Origin of the sequence: Sulfitobacter sp. F26204, from assembly GCF_026410305.1 — a bacterium.
Taxonomy (GTDB): Bacteria; Pseudomonadota; Alphaproteobacteria; order Rhodobacterales; family Rhodobacteraceae; genus Sulfitobacter.
The window spans coordinates 16,612-33,044 of record NZ_JAPMLQ010000014.1; the positions used below are offsets into that span (position 1 = coordinate 16,612).

Here is a 16,433-nt window from a genome sequence, read left to right on the forward strand (position 1 = left end):
GGTAACAGGTGCAAAGGGACCCGCTTACGGTATCAAAAGCCCCGATTCGCAGGACCAAGTGTGCCAATAAGCAGGAGAGCGCGAATTAGAGTCTGAATTGTCCATGGTAGGCCCTAACCGTATCCCTTTGACATATGCCGATCCCGTAAATTGGTACCTTTTAACCGCGAAACGGATCACCAGAGGCCGAGACAAAAGGTGCCCATGTTTTTCTTGTCAGCAGGTGCCTTTTGCCGCATCTTATGCAAGAGACCAAGGATAACCTTGGCGGACAGGGCAGAGCGATGATCAGAAACCAGAAAACAAGTGATATTCCCCAAGACCGCCTGACCGGCGCGTTGCGGAGAGGATCGGTCAAGAAACACGTCGCGGCGATCCATGTTTCGGGCAAGCTGACGCTTTTGCAACGCAAGCTCAGCAATGTGTTGTTGTTGAATGCCTATGACACGCTGACGACTAATCAGGTGCATATGATTGACGCACGCACATTGTGTTTGATGATCGGTTATAACTCCAATGATATGGAAACCCTCAAAGGGTCCCTGCGCGGCCTTGCCGAGACTGTGGCGGAATGGGACATGCTGGATGACCAGGGCAGGCAGGAATGGGGTGTGTCGAGTCTGCTGAGTTATGCACGTCTCAAAGCGGGGGTATGTGAATATGCCTATTCACCGGCGCTTGCGGCGAAACTGAATGATCCCAAGGTATTTGCCTTGATCAATCTCAATATCCAGCGGCGATTTACTTCCGGCCACGCGCTTGCTCTTTACGAAAACTGTTATCGGTTTGTGCGGACCGGCAGCAGCGGGTGGTGGTCGCTTGATCTGTTCCGACGCTTGATGGGGGTCGAGGACAGCGATTATTACGCTGTTTATAAACACTTGAATGCCAAGATCATCAAACCAGCGGTTGCTGAGGTGAACAAGTCATCGAACATTGTTCTTGAACCTGAAATCAGAAAGCGGGGCAGGGCGGTCACGGATATCCGGTTCAAGATTTCCGAGAATCCGCAACTGGCGATTCTGGATCTGGATGATGGCAAGGGGGTGCGAAAATCGGATGTTTATGGCCATCTCAAAGCGCTGGGTGTCAGTGACCGGTTGGCCCGACAGTGGATTGCGGAGCATGGGGAAGACCATGTCGCAACCAAGATCTCCTATGTTCGCCAGCAGCGCGACGTCAAAAACCCGGTTGGCTATCTGTCCGCGGCGCTCAAGGACAACTTTGCCACAGAGAGCGATGGGCCCGCGCTTTCGTCGGAACGGGCGCGCGTCTTGCGGCAGGTGCGCGATCTCGCCGCGGCCAGATCTCCGACCCAACGGGACGCAGACAAGCGGTTGTTCATGTCCATGATCGAAAGGGCAGATGCACGCGATGATTTTGAACGTCACGGTTGGATGTCCGCGTTGAATGCAGTCTCTATCAAGGCATTTTGGCAGGAGATGGCACCAGAAGCCTTTGAGGGACCCTAAAATTCTAGCGCAAAAGTTTAGAGATGTTTTCAATAGCAGCCTTTGTCGCGGGGCCGAATTTAGCCAGTAATTCCAGTTTGGCCTCATCGCGGGAATCGAAACCTGCCATCAGGTGATTCATCGCATGTAGCCGTGGACGCTTGATCCAAGCCTTGACAGGTGGCTCCCTGGACCACGCCCCCTGATTGATGCAACATGTATAATCGCCCCATGCGCAAGAGGTAGTTTCTGAGCTGATTTGGGCGCGTCATCAGGTGCTGACATGTATCCGGTCTCTGATGTAGCTATCTACATGCTGCGGGCCCGTATGGTGTTCGAAGATCAGATCCAAATCAGTCCCGCGTGCGCGTTGGCACAAGTTGCATACTGGATGTCTGATCCTGTCTCACAACTTTTGCGCCAAACTGCTCCTTGCCCTCTCACGCTCCAGCGTTCTCGCGACCGGCAGTGGGCCTATGCCGCTGCGGCCGGAGACTGGTAGACGCCGCCCCGAGCCATCAAGGCCCAGACGATCCGCGCCATCTTGTTGGCCAGCGCTACCCGCGCCAACATGGGTGGCTTGCGGGACAGCAGATTACCCAGCCATGTTCCCGGTTGAGCATCTGGATGGGTACGTCGTTTAATAATGACGCTGTTCGCACCAATAACCAGCAGCCGTCTCAGGGAGCGCTCCCCCATTTTCGTCGTGACTCCGAGCCGCTGCTTTCAGCCAGTCGAATGTTGGCGCGGCACCAGTCCTAGACAGACTGCCAGTGCCTTTGAGATTTGCCTGAACAAACGGGCGCAGCCCTACGCGCCTCTTCAGCACCAACGGCAACCAAGTCTTCGCTATCATTTTCCATCGATATTGCCGCACAAGTCTGTGAACCCTGTCTCAGGGTTTAGGGCAATAATATCGGAATTAAAGGCAAAATCTCATATTTAGAGGCAAAGGACAGCCGTTGATTTCGTTGGATTGCCTATCTCACAATTAAGGGCTACGCGACATCTCATTAGGGAAACGATGGTGTTTGAAAGGACTGCGCCGTGACATCGAAAACCGCGCTGTATTATCCAACCGCAGCTTCAGCTCTACCAGAAAGTGATGCAACAGAACCGCCCAGATCAATGAACCAGCAACCTCAGGCCCGTTAATGTGACAACACCCCTCCGCGCTCTTACGCTTCAGCCACCGCGGGGTTCTCTGAGGCCTTCAGTTGGTCGCGCACCACATCCGATACCGCCCTTGGCCCGTCACCTCGCGGATCAGGCCTCGCGTTTCCATCCAGGCGAGGTTGCGCTGGACGGCGGCGCGGCTGGCACCGGTCAGGGTCTCGGCCATTGGGGCGGAAACGAGAGGCCATTCGGTTAGCACGGCTCGCAGGGTTGGCGGTGTCTTTCCGGAAAGTGGGGCCATCATGGCTTCCGCCCGCGATGACCATGCCTGGATATCGTCAAGGTGTCGCATCGCGGTCAGGCAAGCAGTTTCCATTCCCTCAAGCCAACGCTTCAAGCGCTCAAGCGGTGGGCCACTGGCGCGCAACCCCCTTGCCCCGCGCATAGCCAGAGGCGTAAAGATGGCCCCCCCATTCGAATTCGGGCCCTCACACGCGGCTATGCGTGCCGCGGTAACCGCCGCCTCCATCCGGTCGCCCTGTGGCCCGAGGCCCGCAAGGTTCCAGAGATGAAACCCCATGCAGGCGCGTGTGATCGGGTACAGGTCACCGGCTTGTGCCATCAGGTCAAGCCAGCCGACCGCACGATCCGCAAAGGGCTCGGCTTCATTAGCCATGTTTTCAGGATCACGACGATCGAGGAAAGCGGATAGGTCCGCCTCTGGGCCGGGACCGCCTGTCAGACGCCGCACCGCCCACCCGATACGCGCGAGCGCTGCGGTGTCGTCCTGCACTCCGGACAAACGCATGGATATCCAAAGCGCCAGCCGATCCGGGGCAATTCGGTCACCCACAAACCAGCTGAGGTCTGCCGCCTCCATCAGCGCGAGCCTGTGCCGCCAGCCCTCCCGGCCACGGCGCAGACGGTCATCCAGCGCGCCAATCCGGCCAGCCACGCCGGCAAGACGCGCGGCATGGCCTGCCTCTGCCTTGCGCCAATCGTCGAGGACTGCGGTTTCACGCAGCTCTGCCCTCGGTCCGGGCGGCAGATAATCTGGCTCCACTTCCATCGGACCGGGCAGGAACCACAGGTCGTCCTCAGACCTCTCTTCAAGCGTCTCCGCATCCACTAGAGGATCTTTAGAACTATCATACTTCGTAGATACTTGAGGCTTCATACGTGCAAAATACGGTACTTTTGCCTTTTACCCAAGGGTTTTGTCAGGGTGCGCCTGCACACCTTATATAGCACGCGCGCGCGTTGGTCTGCGAGATCACTCTGATCGCGCTCAGCGTATGAAAACCAAGGGCTTTTTGATGAGCAGCAGCACAGAGAGCGTCCTTGCATTTGTTTACAAACGGTTGTTTATTAGCGATACCTCAAATTGTAAACGGCCCCGTTTTCATGCCCCTGATAGGCTATGCGCGCGTATCCACAGAGGATCAGACCCCCCTGCCCCAGTCAGAGGCCCTTCAATCTGTGGGATGTTCCGAGATTTTCGAAGAACACGCCTCAGGTGGAAATCGTGCGCGGCCTGTGCTTGCCCGCGTGCTAGAGCGAGTTGCCAAGGGCGACACGCTGGTTGTCGTTCGGATCGATCGGCTTGCGCGATCTCTGTCGCACTTGCTGGAGGTGATCGAGCGCCTGGAGGCGAAGGGGGCTTTCTTCCGCTCGCTGCAGGACCCCATCGACACCGCCTCCCCTCAAGGAAAATTCACATTGCAGGTTCTGGGCGCCGCGGCCGAGTTCGAACGTGCCCTGATCCGCGAGCGTACCAAGGCCGGGCTTGCCTCGGCACGCGCCAAAGGGCGCGTTGGCGGCAACCCTGGGCTTCGGGCCAAAGACCCGTCCGCGTTGCGCAAGGTGCGGCTTGCGCGACAGGACGGCTACATGGAGCGCCTGAACGAGACCGCGCAGGACTGGGTGCCCCATGTGCGCCGCTTACGCCCCGATATGGCTTGGGAAGACGTCCTGCGGATTATCAATGGCTCCCTGCCCCCAGATCGCCATTGGACCCAAAGCCGCTTGCTGCGTGCCGTTAAGGCCTACGTCCGCGACGGCTTTCTGTCCGCTGATGTGCTGGGCCGTGCAGGACGCCGCAAAACGGACGACCGCCTCCCCGCGATCGTCGCCGGCATCAAAGGAGCGGACCCAGACATCACGTTGCAGGCGATCTGCGACCGATTGGAGGCAATGCGCGAGCGCACCCCTCGTGGGCGAACCAGTTGGCAGCCATCCTCGGTTAAAATGTTGCTTGAACGAGCGGAAAGGCTGGGGCTGTTGGGGTGAATTTCGGCGCAAAGCCTGCTCGTCGACCTTATGCTAGTGCGGCAACTAAAACCTTGGCATGAAAATGTCGGGAAGCTCCTTGTGAAATTCCCAGAGGTCTATGTCCGGGACAGCGGGATCGTGCACGCCCGATTGAATATCGGAACTTCGGCGGGCGTACTTGGGCACCCGGTCCTTGGCAGCAATAGGGAAGGCTTTTGCATCGAAGTTCATCTTGCCACAGTGCCTTCTGATCCAGAACAATTCTTCTATCGCTCCTCTGCCGGGCTCAACTTGATTCGGTCCTTCGCCCGCCGGATGGCGACATCTGGGCCATCGAAATCAAACGTACGACGACACAGAAGGTCACTCGCGACTTCCATATGGGTGCGGAAGATATCAACGCGTACCGCAGCTACTGATCTACGCTGGCGGGCATGACGTCCTTGTAACCGAAGGCATTCGGGCAATGTCTCGCGAACACGGAATCGAGGTGCTGAGAAGACTTTATGGCAGCGCAGGTTCTCCCCATTGGGTGCTTGTCTATGGTGTACCAGCCTCAGCACTTGAATGAGTTTCCGCTACTCAGCAAGATGGCCGAATGAATGGCAGTCGCTCGTGGACGGTAGCCTGGTCTTCGGTGTGTCTTCCGATGTAGCTAGGGCGCATCATTTGCATGTGGCAGCAGTCGACACTTCCTAGTCAATTGTCGTCGAATCCCCTCCCCTGCCCCGCGGCGCTTCGTGTCCGGTGTGGCTCATGTTTACTCAGCTACCTGGCTGCTCAACGTCGACCTGGAACCGATGTGCGACCAGGTCGATGACAGAAGGTGGAGAGATCGTTTTCACCACGTTTGGCGTCTGCATCTCGATGCTGATCTCGAGGAAGGGAGCATAGGATAAGGTACGAATGCTCGTTGTCACCACGTTTACAGCTGTAAACTCGGCCTAGATTGCGTTCGTGGATATAGTTCCCTGCCGTATGTTTAGACACTAAATAGAGGAAAAATCTTGACTTAGCCGCGTGAATCGCTGCTTTTATCCTCAAGTGGCGTGAAAAAGGCCACATTTTGGAAATTGAGGCAACCAGATGATTCCCGTGACACCATTGGCAAATGAGCGCCCATCGGCACTTGCGACCGAGATATCCGAACGGCTTAACGCTGCGATCAGAGAGCACCTACTATCTGCTTTTGCCCCAGACAATTCAAAAACGCTACGTTCTTTTTCAGCCCCAGAAACTGCTGAACTCTTGGGTGTGTCCGGGCAATTCATGCGAAAGGTCCACGCCGAAGGGACACTTCCGGAGCCCGAAGACATCCGGGGTGGCAGGCGCTACTACACAGCCCAAGAGATATGGAATGCCCGCGAAATCCTGGAAAAAACCTCTCGGAAGAAGGGGCGGTATATGCCTCGCCGCTCCGGCGAGGAAAAGCTGCAGATTTGGCAGTTGATGAATTTCAAAGGCGGTTCAAGTAAAAGCACAACGAGCGTCCACCTCGCTCACTACCTTGCTCTTCGGGGCTACCGGGTCTTGGCGTTGGACCTGGATCCACAGGGGTCGCTCACATCAATGTGTGGGATTAGCCCCGAGATCGAGTTTGATGGGCTGACCGTTTATGATGCGATCCGCTACGACGATCCGGTCAGCATGGCGGACGTTGTTGTTCAGACATACTTTCCCGGGCTCTCGATTGCGCCTTCACGCTTGATGTTGTCGGAATTTGAGACGGAGTCGGCCGTTCATTCGAACCCGGACCAACCATTCTTTACCCGCATCCGGAATGCCTTGGCGCAGGTCGAGGATGATTTTGACATTGTACTCATGGATAGCCCGCCACAACTGGGTTTCTTGACCATCGCAGGGATGGCTGCCGCCAGCTCCCTTATCGTTCCTCTAACTCCATCGATGTTGGACGTTTCTTCAACAGCTCAGTTTCTCGAGCTGGCTGGGGCTTACATGGGCGTGATCGAAGATGCTGGCGCATCTCTGCAGTATGATTTCTTTAAGTTTCTCATCACCCGCGACGAACCAACCGACGTACCTTCTCAGCAGTTGACCTCTTTCATGCGGGCTCTGTTTCAAGACCGGGTCATGTCGGCAACTGCTTTGAAGAGCACAGCAATCAGTGATGCCACCATGCTTAAGCAGTCGATTTACGAAGTGGTGCGTTCGGAGATGACACGCGCCACATATGATCGGGCCAAGGGCTCGATGGATGCGGTCGGGCTCGAAGTGGAAACGATGATCCATCATTCGTGGGGGCGTAAGTAATGGCTAGGAAATCTCTTCGCGATATGTCGGGAATTGCCAACACAATCGCCCGTTCCGGCGGATCACAGCCAGAGAGACCGCCAAAGACCAGCGCTCCGGCTTTGGGGGCTCTTCAAGGCTCTCTGGCATCTATCCGTGAGATTGATCCCAATCTGATCGACGATTGGGGGCCAGTAGACCGGCTTGAGGAGTTTACAGCTGTAAACGTCGAAGACGACGACGAGAGCTTCGAACGATTAAAGAGCAGCATTCGCGAAGGGGGGCAGCAAGTGCCTATACTCGTTCGGCGGTCAAAAGTCGCTGACGGGCGCTTTGAAGCAATCTACGGGAGGCGCCGCTTAAAGGCCTGTCGCGAACTCGGCATGAAGGTACGTGCAAACGTCCAAGATATTGATGATGCTACGGCCTTGCTGGCGAAAGGATTGGAGAATGCAGCGCGCCGCAACCTGTCTTTCTACGAGAAGGCAAGGTTCGCCGAGGCCATCCAAAATGCCGGCCACGATGGAGCAACTGTTCGGCAGGTTCTAAACCTGTCGGCGTCAGGTCAGTCACACCTTACGAAGGTGACGCAGAATGTCCCAGTCAAGATCGGTGACCTCATTGGCGCGGCGCCAAAATCCGGCCGCCCGAGGTGGACGGAGTTGGCCGAGCTCTTTCTCTCTAGGAAGCTCACTGAACGTACGGCTCTCGATATCTTGGCTAAGATCAGGGCAACATCGAATTCAGACGAGCGCCTTGAATTGCTCATTAAGGAAGCGACTAAGCGCGGCGCGAAGAACTCGCGCGAAACTCGGGAGATCACACCCTTAGAGGGAGTGACGATCAAAGCTGGTCGCGCAACACTGTCACTTTCGGTGAAGAAGTCTGGCGCAAACGCTGAGTTTGCAACCTGGCTTGAGAGTAATCTCGCGGAAATAATCAAGCAATCCTATGCTGAATTTACGGATGTAAATTCAGTGGATGACAACTGAGGACGAGCAGAAAGGAGGAACGGCAAACAAAGAAAACCCCCGAAACCGGAGCTTCGAGGGCTGCTGCGCAGAGCGCAATTCTTAGATTGGACACCTAGAATCTAGCAGCCAACGAATCACCACACAAGAGAAAACGCTTCTGAGCGAACGGGATTTCTTTGCCGCTTACATAAAATGACAAAATTAAGTGATGCTCCGCATGGAGCGACTGGGACAGTCATGCCTCAGAACGGCGGAGGTATGTTCAATAGCCACTGGGGTCCGCGGTGGTGTCGAGCCATTGACAGTTACCTCAGACCAGTTGGCTGGTGGAAAGTGAAAGTGGACTTCTGGTTTTGTGACTGACGGATGAGGGCCTTTGGGGTGCCTCGGACGGGTCCGGGCCGGGTTTCGGTCTGCCGTTCTGGATGAAGGTTTCCCCATGGAAACAAGTGTCTTGCGCGTACTGCGCGCAACTGCTGCCTCTGAGTGGCGGCATCGAGAGCTTCGCAGAACCGGTCAGCTGGGGCTGGCGAAGCGGCTCGAAAGCGAGACCGTCCAGCGTGACCTTGGCTATCTCAGGCAGGCGGCGACAATGCCGGACGCGCATGTGATCTGCGGGGAGGGTGGCACTTTCCTGCATCTCGGCTGGACCACCGTTTCGACTCTCGCGCCGATCGAGTGCTTTCCCTTGGCCGCTCTTGCGGTCGCACGAGGGACGCCCTTCATCGATCTCCGACCCGTCACCGATGTCTTCGCCTTTGCGAACCTGCCGCGGGTGGCGCAGGACGGATCTGTCGACCCTGACCCTTGCGGTCCTGGCAGGTCCGTCTCGCTGACCACCTACATCGACATGGTCGTAAAGCTCGGTGCCAGCATCACCAACGCTCCGCGGCCCCGTCGGTCAATCTGATCCCCATTCCCCTTCACCAAAACTCGAAAGGACGCCAGCCATGGCCCGATGAGGCAGCCCCCCAAAGCAGGCGGCGGCAGGAACAGTTTTGAGACCGGCGACATGAAAAACTCCTTGTGACGCAAACATTCTATATTTCGCCGCGCCTCCTGAGGCAACGAAGGCCAAAACTGGCAACGAGGAAATCAACGTGGTTAAAATCGTCTATTCAGGCCCGCTCGCGCTTCGGCTGCGCAGCCTTACAAAACTCAGTCAGATCGCAATCGCAACGTCGATACGGCATGCGCTCGGGAGGCGTATGGCCGATGATTGGGATGCCAATATGGAAACCGGAATCCGGTTTGTCCGTCATCAATTCACCGCGGCAATGCGCCATCGCGATATCGCGCAGGGGCGCGAACTGTTCGACAGTGTCCAGCCGCAGACAGATGATATCTACGAGGTGACCTCTTCGGCGGCACAGGGGATCAACGGGCGCTGGTATGAACCAAAGCACCTTGAGAGCGAGGCGGTTCTGCTCTATTTCCACGGCGGCGGGTATACGTTCCATGGCGGGATGAGTGGCCGTTTCGCGCAGATGCTTTCTCACCATACCGGCGCCAGATTGTTTGCGCCTGACTACCGCTTGACACCGGAACACCCTCAACCTGCACAGGCCGAAGACGCTATCGCCGCGTGGAACTTTCTGGCGGCGCAGGTGACTGCAAAAAAGATCGTCGTGATTGGCGACAGCGCAGGGGGGCATATGGCATTGATGCTGCTACAATCGCTCAAGGCTCAGGACAAACCGCAGCCTGCGCTTTGTATCGGGCTTTGCCCATGGACTGATATTGGGGATCGCGGCGCAAGCCTGCAGGGCAACAATCCCACTGATCTGGTTCAAGGCTGGATGGCGCTACAATTCGGCAAATGGCTTGATCCCGATCAGGCGTTTGGGCGCGAAGCTTTGTCTCCGATCTCCCATGACTATAGCGGTCTTGCTCCGCTATATCTGCAAGCCGGAGGGCGCGAGGTCTTGCGGGATATGATCATTGAGTTCGCGCAGGTTCAGAAAGAAAACGGTGCCGACGTGTCGCTCGATCTTTGGCCGGACATGCCGCATGATTTTCAGGCCTACGACAGCATGACGACGTCATCTACAGCCGCGCTGGCCAGGATCAGACACGCGATCGATACTCATATCGCGGCGGGCGGATCGCTTGCTGGTCTGCAGGATATTACTATCGTGTAAACTGTTTGGTTCTGGCAAGTTTGGACCGGGCTTTCCGCCGCACGGAAAAGAAAAAGCAGGCTTTGGGAAGGGTGTTTCAACTTCTCAAAGGAGATCCCCATGTCCATGACCGTTCAACCCCTGCCGGACCGTCCGGATCCGACCGTGATCGCGGCGCAAAACGACGCGTTTCGCAAGCTCGCGTGCCTTGGGGTGCCGCCCGCGCAGCCCATCCAGGGCCGCATGCATGTGACCCGCTCGCTTATTGAGGCCGGTGACGGCTTCATGGCCGAGGCAGTGAAGGCCACGGGCATGTTCGAGACCTTCGAGCCCGAGAACGATCCCGAAGGATGGCATGATTTCGGGGCGGTCGAGATCCGGGGCGAGACCGTGTTCTGGAAAATCGATCTGTATGAAGCGGATTCCGATTTCCGCTACGGGGCCGAGACCCCGGACAACCCCGCCACCACCATGCGCGTGCTGAACATTATGTTGGCGCGCGACTGGTAGAGGGGCAGGGGACACCTCCCCCTGACATCTCAGACGATGAAGGCCCGCTGCCCCCAAAAAGGCAAAGCGGGCCTTTTGTCGTGGTGATCCCCGAAGCCGGGGATTGGTCACGCGCGTGAACGCGTGGGCCCCACCTCATCCACCGAAAAGGACATCCAATGACCGCAAGTTTCAAACCCGCTTCTGTCGCCATCGGCGACCTTGCCGCCCATCCCGCAAATGTGCGCAGCAACTCCCCGGAAACCTATGACCCCGAGAACATCGCTCATCTGAAAGCCAGCATCGCGGTGTTGGGCCTGCTCCAGCCTCTCCTTGTCCAGAAGACCGACAGCAAATACGCCGTGCTCGCCGGCGGGCGTCGCCATGCCGCGCTGAAGGAGCTGGTCGCTGACAAGGCCGCCAAGGGGTTCACCGCTAAGACCAAGGTAGACTGCCGCCTCGTGCCCGAGGATTGCGATGTCACCACGGCTCTGTCGCTCGCCGAGAACATCACGCAAGCGCCGATGAATGCCATCGACGAGTTCGAGGCTTTCGCACGGATGATGGAAGTCGACGGCCAGACGCCCGAGACGATCGCAAGGACCTTCGGCACCACCGTCGCCGCCGTGAAAGGGCGGTTGCGCTATGGCCTGATCCACCCCGACATCCGCGCGGCGGCCCGGGCCAAGGTGATCACGCTCGATACGATGAAGGCCTTTGCGGAGCATCCGAGCCAAGCGGATCCAATATTTTGATGATCGGCTGTTCAAGGCGATCCACGCGGCACAGACGGGGGAGTTGCCGTTTCCGAAGCCGGGGGGAGGGGGATCGCAGGGCAATCTCCCGTTGAGCGTGCGCGCCATGCCGATGACTCCGCCTTCGAACGGACCAGGTGGGTCTGACGCCGTTGTGGAGACCGCACACCAAGATGCTGGCAGCCAAACGTCAATGCAAACCGACGTCGCTCCAAAAAAGACCGCGCCTGAAGGCGTCGATAATCTGGCGGTTGTACTCGTCCTCGGTCTTGTACTGCGCCATCATTTTCGACCAGAATTTCCGCACGAGATCCTTCGATTCCTGATCGACCTCCTCGTTGCCCTCGTTCTCGTCCGGCGGGGAGACGACAATGGCACTTGAGACGTGGCCGATCTCGTCGAGGACCTCCTTGAAGCGAACCGCCGCCGCCTTCGATGGCGCAACGAGTTGAGCCTTGAACCCGGTTCCCTGCCAGTGCTGGCGATAGTGCTCGGAGATGTCGAAGGCCTTGGCCCGAATGGCCTGGTCGGTCTTGGCCAGAGCGTCCATCCGAGAGAACTTTCGCTTCAGATCGCGCTTCTGATTTTCGGTCAGCCCCTCGCTAATCTTGTCGAACCAGCGGTCGATCACGGCTCCCGAAACCTGCTGTTCGACAAGCCGCCCTTCGTAAAGCAACGGCACGACTGCGCCGTCAGCTACAGCCTCGTCGATGGCGTATCGGTGGATCAGCCGCCCAAAGGTAGAGAGCGTGTTTTTCTCCTTCTTGAGGAGGGGCGTTCCGGTGAATCCGAGATAGCAAGCCTTTGGCAGGAGTCGTCGCATCTTGGCGGCGAACTGGCTGTGGCCGCCGTAGCGCCCTGTCTGCGTCCTGTGGCTCTCGTCGACCAGCACGAAGATGTTCGGATCGTCGTCCGCCAGTTTGCTGTTCTTCAGCGCCGTGTCGAACTTGTTGATGATCGTGGTGACCAAAGGAGCCTTGTTCTGGACGAGCTCCAGAAGGTGCGCCCCGCTCGTCGCACGGACTGGTTCCAGATCGCAGGACTTGAAGGTGTCCTTGATCTGCTTGTCGAGATCGTCGCGGTCCGTGACGATGATGATCCGCGGGTTCTCGATGCTGCGTTCTAGGGCGAGCGACCTCCCCAGCATCACCATTGTCAGCGACTTGCCTGAACCTTGGGTGTGCCAGATCACGCCGCCCTTGCGCGCGCCATTTATATCGTGCTGCTTGACCGTCTCGACCGCGCGGCGGATTCCGAAGTACTGCTGGTGGCGCGCGACCTTGCGAATGCCGCCATCGAATACGGTGAAGCGGCGGATGAGATCAAGCAGCCGCGCGGGTCGGCACAGCGCGTACACCGTCCGGTCTTGAACCGTGACCGCGCGGTCTCCCTCTGCCTCCATTGAGTCGAAGTAGACGCGCGCGCCGACGAAGTCGCCAGAAAAGATCGAGTCTTTTTCCGCCGCCGCAAGGACACGGTTGGCGAAAGGCGCGATGGCCTCGTCGGTGTCTTCTTCATCATGCCACTCGGCCCAGAATTTATACTTGGTCCCGACCGTCGCGTAGCGCGCGCTGTTGCGGTTCATAGAGACTAGCAGCTGGGCGAAGTGGAAGAGTTGTGGGATGTTGTCTTCGTTCTGGTAGCCAATCAGCTGGCTGTCCGCTTTCTTGAGGCTTTCAGTCGGTCGCTTGTTCTCGATCACCAGAATCGGAATGCCATTCACGAAAGCGACAATGTCGCAACGCTTGGTCTGGCTGGATGCGGTCCTTTCCACCGCATATTCGGCAGTCACGTGAAAGACGTTGTTCTCAGGTTTTTCCCAGTCGATGTATTGGAATGAGTAGCTCTTTGAATCGCCATCGATGGACTTCGTAATCGTTGTTCCTAAGACGAGCGAGTCGTAGATGTCCTGGTTCGTTCCCCGGAGCCCCTTCATCCGGTCGGGCGTAGGTTTGATCCGCCGCATCGCCTCGTGCGCGTCCTCAAGGTCAAAGCTGTATTCTCTCCCCCGATGCGTGAAGCGGTTGATGCGCATCAGCTGGTCGGCGAGTACGTCATCCAGCACTACGTTCCGCATGCGATGGGGGCGCATAGGTGAATATCCCGTTGGCATCCGCCTTGATGGTCTGGGTGATCATCAGTTCATCCGGCACAGTGGCACCTGCGTCATTGTTCAAAAACTCGACCTCGACCTCGGCATAGGGCACGGGTTTACCGTCAAGCTTAACGATGCCCTGAAAAACGTTGTGTTCCCACAGACCAAAAGGCTTGGTTAGCGGCACGATTTCGGTTTTGAGCCCAAGCTCAGTGTCCCAGCCATCGTCATCGCCATAGGCGGTCACATAAGTCTTGGTGTAGTGGATGATAAAAGCATCTTCGGCAGGTTCCCAATAAGGCTGCGGTTCCATCGCAAAAACATAGGTACCAGGCCGGTCCAACGGATAGTCGAGCGTAAAGCCTTTGTGACCCATTACGGCGACATCCTGCAGTTCCGACACAACATCAGTCGTGGTGCCTTCGTGAGTGACCGAGAAGGTGACAGGCGTATCCAACACCATCCCCAGCATCTCGAAGGGATGCGAAAATGACATAGTCAGCTCGGTGCTGCGCCCATCTTCTTGGCTGATCATCGGGTCGTGGGGGATGATCATAGCGTAATGGGCCAAGGCAGGCGCCGCAAACAGAAGGCTGGCAAGCGAAGAGGAGAGAAGATGATGTTTCATGGAATACTCCTTTGAAGGGGGCTAAGTGCCCACGGCGAGCAACCAGCTCGACCAGTTTTCGGCATTTCGGGATACAATCATGGCGCTCGCCGCAGCGATACTGCTGGAGAGAACCAAGAGTATGACGGTTTCGGAGGCCAGAATCCGCAGAACCATACCACTATGTGCGCCCAGCTTTATTGCGGTAGCGATTTCCTGTGCCCTCAGACGGTTGCTTAGGAAAATGGCAAGCCCGATGGCGGCAAACGCGGCCAGCGTGGTGATGGCGATAACCAAGTTCAGAAGGGTTTGAACCCGGAAGATACGGTCCACAAGCCGCTGGATTACACTCGCCGGTACGATCAACTGTGCCCCATGCGTACTATCGAGGTAGCGCCCCCGAAGGATTATGGCTGACCGCGTGTCATGGGGCACCACAATGGCCGCAGTCGCTGGGTACACATCTTGGGCCCCGTGAAAGTGAAAGCTGTCGATATTCTCCGGCGTGATACGCTGATAATGCAGAACAGCAGCTTCGGCATCAAGATCAGCAGCGGTTACAACATTCTCGTGTCCATGACCTATGCCCTGAATGACCCAGGCGGTTTTGATATCCACAAAAATGGCGTCATCATCCGGCGAATTTGTGGGCGCGAGGATGCCAACGATGGGCATTTCCAGCGGGTAGACGCCATCAAGATCGAACAGATTTTCTGGAGCGGATACCAGCGTGTCGCCCAAACGTTTACCAAGAGCATTGGCGACGTTGTGGCCAATTACGGCATCGCCCAGGAAAGACAGCCCGTTCCCTTCCGTCAGAGTCAGATCGCGAAAGTCGAAATAGTCCAGCGTCGTGCCGACAATCTGAAAGCCGCCAGTTGAAAACATGTTATGCATGGGGATTGGGGTGGCCAGACCGCTGTCCCAGATAGCTTCAACTTCACCCATTGGCAGGGGTTTGGGGCGCTCTTTCGAGAAATAGAGCGCAGACATGGTCAGGTCGATTTGCGAGCCGCGGCTTCCTAGCACGAGGGGCGTTGAAGCACCACGAGACACCAGTATGCGTTCGCTAGTTGCCAACAGGGTTTGTGTTGCGAACGGCACAAACAGGATCAACGCAACCACAAATACCAGGATTAGACTGCGGGCCCAGTAATAGCGAAGATAGGCACCAGCAAGATAAAGCATGTTCATGGTTTGCCTCCCTCACGGAACTGAGAGAAATCTAAGATCCGCTCGAATCTCGGCAGCAGCTCGTGATCATGGGTCACCGCCAGCACGGCGGCTCCGGCGTTGGCGGCTTGCTCAAATAACAGATCAAGAATGCGTAGTTTGCTGTCCGGGTCTAGATTGCCTGTGGCCTCGTCAGACAGGATCAATTTCGGCTGTGTGACGAGTGCGAGGCAAATGGCAACCCGCTGCTGTTCGCCCTGACTAAGCGCGGAAGGATGCCGATCCAGCTTGTCTTCAATCCCACAAGCCCGTGCTAACGCCTCGGCCCGATCACGCACATCGGTATCCAGTTTCAACTCAGAGGTGATGCGATAGGGGTAGAGGATGTTCTGGCGCGCGGACAGTTGATTGAGCAGCGCAAAGTCCTGAAACACAAAGCCGATCCGGGTGGCCCGGAACCTCCGACGTGCCCGATCCGATATGTCCGACACTTTGGTGCCGGCTACGTCGATCTGGCCTTTCTGCGGGGTAATGATAGTGCGCCTCACACCGCTACCGAAGACAACAAGGTTTGGGACTCCGGCAATCTGGGGAAATCGGAACAGGCGCAGATGGAGTTCAAAGAGGCCGCGACCTATGACTACATCTGCGTTTATCACCCACATATGAAGGGGACTTTGACCGTTTTGGCATAGTACCTGTCATCACCCGCCCTTAAGTCAAACAACGGCTGGTACCTCTACCCTAAGCCACTCACAAAATGGTCCAACAGGAATATCTATATGACATACGCACTCGCAACCTTTCTCGTTGCCGCTATTGGCGGTCTCGTTCTGGCAGCCTCCGTGCTTCGAGGCCAGCTCGCCCCTTGGGCTCTATCGTTGATCCATGCAGCGCTTGGCGCTCTCGGGTTGATTCTTCTCGCAGGAAGCATTTTAAATGGCGAGACCAGTTGGCCACCCTTAGTAGCTTTTGCATTACTCGCTATTGCAGCTCTCGGCGGTTTTTATCTCGCCAATCTCCATCTCCGAAAAATAGTGGCACCGGCACCTGCTGTTGTTGTTCACGCGAGTGCAGCGGTTGGCGGGGTCGCACTCCTGCTACTGTCAGCTCTTGGCCTTTTGTAAACGGT

General features: G+C 57.0%; 14 protein-coding genes and 2 pseudogenes. 10 read left to right on the forward strand and 6 right to left on the reverse strand.

Features of this window, described 5'->3' with window-relative positions:
* The first annotated feature begins 284 nt into the window (after positions 1 to 284).
* Positions 285 to 1,472, forward strand: a complete 1,188-nt coding sequence (locus tag OS190_RS19590) for a replication initiation protein (RefSeq protein ID WP_267160398.1) — start codon at positions 285 to 287, stop codon at positions 1,470 to 1,472.
* Between the two features lie 453 nt (positions 1,473 to 1,925).
* Here OS190_RS19590 and OS190_RS19595 read toward each other — a convergent pair.
* Positions 1,926 to 2,222: pseudogene (locus OS190_RS19595) on the reverse strand (transposase); the annotation flags it as partial.
* 442 nt (positions 2,223 to 2,664) lie between these two features.
* Complete coding sequence (locus OS190_RS19600; protein ID WP_267160399.1) at positions 2,665 to 3,744, reverse strand: hypothetical protein; 1,080 nt, start codon at positions 3,742 to 3,744, stop codon at positions 2,665 to 2,667.
* Between the two features lie 227 nt (positions 3,745 to 3,971).
* Between OS190_RS19600 and OS190_RS19605 the strand changes: the two genes are divergently transcribed.
* The 8 genes and pseudogenes from OS190_RS19605 to OS190_RS19640 all read left to right on the forward strand — a co-directional run.
* Positions 3,972 to 4,856, forward strand: coding sequence for a recombinase family protein (locus OS190_RS19605; protein WP_267160400.1), 885 nt, complete (start codon positions 3,972 to 3,974; stop codon positions 4,854 to 4,856).
* Positions 4,857 to 4,886: 30 nt separating this feature from the next.
* Positions 4,887 to 5,276: a DUF4143 domain-containing protein gene (locus OS190_RS19610; RefSeq protein ID WP_267160401.1), complete on the forward strand. Its 390-nt coding sequence runs from the start codon at positions 4,887 to 4,889 to the stop codon at positions 5,274 to 5,276.
* 648 nt (positions 5,277 to 5,924) lie between these two features.
* Positions 5,925 to 7,109: a plasmid partitioning protein RepA gene (repA, locus tag OS190_RS19615; protein ID WP_203199954.1), complete on the forward strand. Its 1,185-nt coding sequence runs from the start codon at positions 5,925 to 5,927 to the stop codon at positions 7,107 to 7,109.
* Positions 7,109 to 8,080: a plasmid partitioning protein RepB gene (gene repB, locus OS190_RS19620; RefSeq protein WP_267160402.1), complete on the forward strand. Its 972-nt coding sequence runs from the start codon at positions 7,109 to 7,111 to the stop codon at positions 8,078 to 8,080. Before repA ends, repB begins: the two co-directional genes overlap by 1 nt.
* 421 nt (positions 8,081 to 8,501) lie before the next feature.
* A complete protein-coding gene (locus tag OS190_RS19625; RefSeq protein ID WP_267160403.1) occupies positions 8,502 to 8,972 on the forward strand; it encodes a hypothetical protein in 471 nt (156 codons plus the stop codon).
* 190 nt (positions 8,973 to 9,162) lie between these two features.
* A complete protein-coding gene (locus OS190_RS19630; protein ID WP_267160404.1) occupies positions 9,163 to 10,203 on the forward strand; it encodes an alpha/beta hydrolase in 1,041 nt (346 codons plus the stop codon).
* A 99-nt stretch (positions 10,204 to 10,302) separates the two neighbouring features.
* Positions 10,303 to 10,692, forward strand: coding sequence for a DUF3768 domain-containing protein (locus OS190_RS19635; protein ID WP_267160405.1), 390 nt, complete (start codon positions 10,303 to 10,305; stop codon positions 10,690 to 10,692).
* A gap of 158 nt (positions 10,693 to 10,850) precedes the next feature.
* Positions 10,851 to 11,408, forward strand: a pseudogene (locus OS190_RS19640) (ParB/RepB/Spo0J family partition protein); the annotation flags it as partial.
* A gap of 208 nt (positions 11,409 to 11,616) precedes the next feature.
* Here OS190_RS19640 and OS190_RS19645 read toward each other — a convergent pair.
* The 4 genes from OS190_RS19645 to OS190_RS19660 are packed head-to-tail and all read right to left on the reverse strand — an operon-like array spanning position 11,617 to position 15,849.
* A complete protein-coding gene (locus OS190_RS19645) occupies positions 11,617 to 13,491 on the reverse strand; it encodes a type I restriction endonuclease subunit R (RefSeq protein ID WP_267160406.1) in 1,875 nt (624 codons plus the stop codon).
* A complete protein-coding gene (locus OS190_RS19650; protein ID WP_267160407.1) occupies positions 13,481 to 14,149 on the reverse strand; it encodes a DUF4198 domain-containing protein in 669 nt (222 codons plus the stop codon). The genes OS190_RS19645 and OS190_RS19650 overlap by 11 nt, the downstream gene beginning before the upstream one ends.
* A 21-nt stretch (positions 14,150 to 14,170) precedes the next feature.
* Positions 14,171 to 15,322, reverse strand: coding sequence for an ABC transporter permease (locus OS190_RS19655; protein WP_267160408.1), 1,152 nt, complete (start codon positions 15,320 to 15,322; stop codon positions 14,171 to 14,173).
* Positions 15,319 to 15,849 carry an ATP-binding cassette domain-containing protein gene (locus tag OS190_RS19660; RefSeq protein ID WP_267160409.1) on the reverse strand — a complete coding sequence of 177 codons (531 nt, stop codon included), beginning with the start codon at positions 15,847 to 15,849 and terminating at the stop codon, positions 15,319 to 15,321. Before OS190_RS19660 ends, OS190_RS19655 begins: the two co-directional genes overlap by 4 nt.
* A gap of 234 nt (positions 15,850 to 16,083) precedes the next feature.
* Here OS190_RS19660 and OS190_RS19665 point away from each other — a divergent pair, with 234 nt between their 5' ends.
* Positions 16,084 to 16,428, forward strand: coding sequence for a hypothetical protein (locus OS190_RS19665; protein ID WP_267160410.1), 345 nt, complete (start codon positions 16,084 to 16,086; stop codon positions 16,426 to 16,428).
* Positions 16,429 to 16,433: the final 5 nt, after the last annotated feature.

Bases quoted from the DNA above. Each gene is read 5' to 3' on its own strand.
- OS190_RS19590 (WP_267160398.1), top strand. From the start codon at position 285: ATGATCAGAAACCAGAAAACAAGTGATATTCCCCAAGACCGCCTGACC.
- OS190_RS19600 (WP_267160399.1), bottom strand. From the start codon at position 3,744: ATGAAGCCTCAAGTATCTACGAAGTATGATAGTTCTAAAGATCCTCTA.
- OS190_RS19605 (WP_267160400.1), top strand. From the start codon at position 3,972: ATGCCCCTGATAGGCTATGCGCGCGTATCCACAGAGGATCAGACCCCC.
- OS190_RS19610 (WP_267160401.1), top strand. From the start codon at position 4,887: ATGCTAGTGCGGCAACTAAAACCTTGGCATGAAAATGTCGGGAAGCTC.
- repA (WP_203199954.1), top strand. From the start codon at position 5,925: ATGATTCCCGTGACACCATTGGCAAATGAGCGCCCATCGGCACTTGCG.
- repB (WP_267160402.1), top strand. From the start codon at position 7,109: ATGGCTAGGAAATCTCTTCGCGATATGTCGGGAATTGCCAACACAATC.
- OS190_RS19625 (WP_267160403.1), top strand. From the start codon at position 8,502: ATGGAAACAAGTGTCTTGCGCGTACTGCGCGCAACTGCTGCCTCTGAG.
- OS190_RS19635 (WP_267160405.1), top strand. From the start codon at position 10,303: ATGTCCATGACCGTTCAACCCCTGCCGGACCGTCCGGATCCGACCGTG.
- OS190_RS19650 (WP_267160407.1), bottom strand. From the start codon at position 14,149: ATGAAACATCATCTTCTCTCCTCTTCGCTTGCCAGCCTTCTGTTTGCG.
- OS190_RS19655 (WP_267160408.1), bottom strand. From the start codon at position 15,322: ATGAACATGCTTTATCTTGCTGGTGCCTATCTTCGCTATTACTGGGCC.
- OS190_RS19665 (WP_267160410.1), top strand. From the start codon at position 16,084: ATGACATACGCACTCGCAACCTTTCTCGTTGCCGCTATTGGCGGTCTC.